The following is a 1,270-nucleotide window of genomic DNA, read 5'->3' as shown; positions in this document are numbered from 1 at the left end:
CCAGTCCCACCTTAGACGGCCCCCTCCACAAGGGTTGGGCCACCGGCTTCGGGTGTTACCGACTTTCGTGACTTGACGGGCGGTGTGTACAAGGCCCGGGAACGTATTCACCGCAGCGTTGCTGATCTGCGATTACTAGCGACTCCGACTTCACGTAGTCGAATTGCAGACTACGATCCGAACTGAGACTGGCTTTAAGGGATTCGCTAAAACCTCGCGGTCTCGCATCTCTCTGTACCAGCCATTGTAGCATGCGTGAAGCCCAAGACATAAAGGGCATGATGATTTGACGTCATCCCCACCTTCCTCCGAGTTGACCCCGGCAGTCTCCTATGAGTTCCCACCATTACGTGCTGGCAACATAGAACGAGGGTTGCGCTCGTTGCGGGACTTAACCCAACATCTCACGACACGAGCTGACGACAACCATGCACCACCTGTACACCAACCTCAAAGAGGAAAACCTGTTTCCAGGCCGGTCTGGTGTATGTCAAGCCTTGGTAAGGTTCTTCGCGTTGCATCGAATTAATCCGCATGCTCCGCCGCTTGTGCGGGCCCCCGTCAATTCCTTTGAGTTTTAGCCTTGCGACCGTACTCCCCAGGCGGGGCACTTAATGCGTTAGCTACGGCGCGGAGAACGTGGAATGTCCCCCACACCTAGTGCCCAACGTTTACGGCATGGACTACCAGGGTATCTAATCCTGTTCGCTCCCCATGCTTTCGCTCCTCAGTGTCAGTTACAGCCCAGAGTCCCGCCTTCGCCACCGGTGTTCCTCCTGATATCTGCGCATTTCACCGCTACACCAGGAATTCCAGACTCCCCTACTGCACTCTAGTCAGCCCGTACCCACTGCACGCGCAACGTTAAGCGTTGCGTTTCCACAGCAGACGTGACCAACCACCTACGAGCTCTTTACGCCCAATAATTCCGGACAACGCTTGTACCCTACGTATTACCGCGGCTGCTGGCACGTAGTTAGCCGGTACTTCTTCTGCAGGTACCGTCACCACCCGAAGGTGGCTTCTTCCCTGCTGAAAGCGGTTTACAACCCGAAGGCCGTCATCCCGCACGCTGCGTCGCTGCATCAGGGTTTCCCCCATTGTGCAATATTCCCCACTGCTGCCTCCCGTAGGAGTCTGGGCCGTGTCTCAGTCCCAGTGTGGCCGGTCGCCCTCTCAGGCCGGCTACCCGTCGTCGTCTTGGTGAGCCATTACCTCACCAACAAACTGATAGGCCGCGAGCCCATCCCCAACCGAAAAAACTTTCCAC

At 56.6% G+C, this 1,270-nt stretch carries 1 rRNA gene; it reads right to left on the bottom strand.

The features are described from left to right. Positions 1–1,270: ribosomal RNA gene (locus BANT918_RS17110) — 16S ribosomal RNA — on the bottom strand; the annotation flags it as partial.

Origin of the sequence: Brevibacterium antiquum CNRZ 918 (genome assembly GCF_900169145.1) — a bacterium.
Lineage (GTDB): Bacteria > Actinomycetota > Actinomycetes > Actinomycetales > Brevibacteriaceae > Brevibacterium > Brevibacterium koreense.
This window is presented reverse-complemented; position numbering and strand designations above follow the sequence as displayed.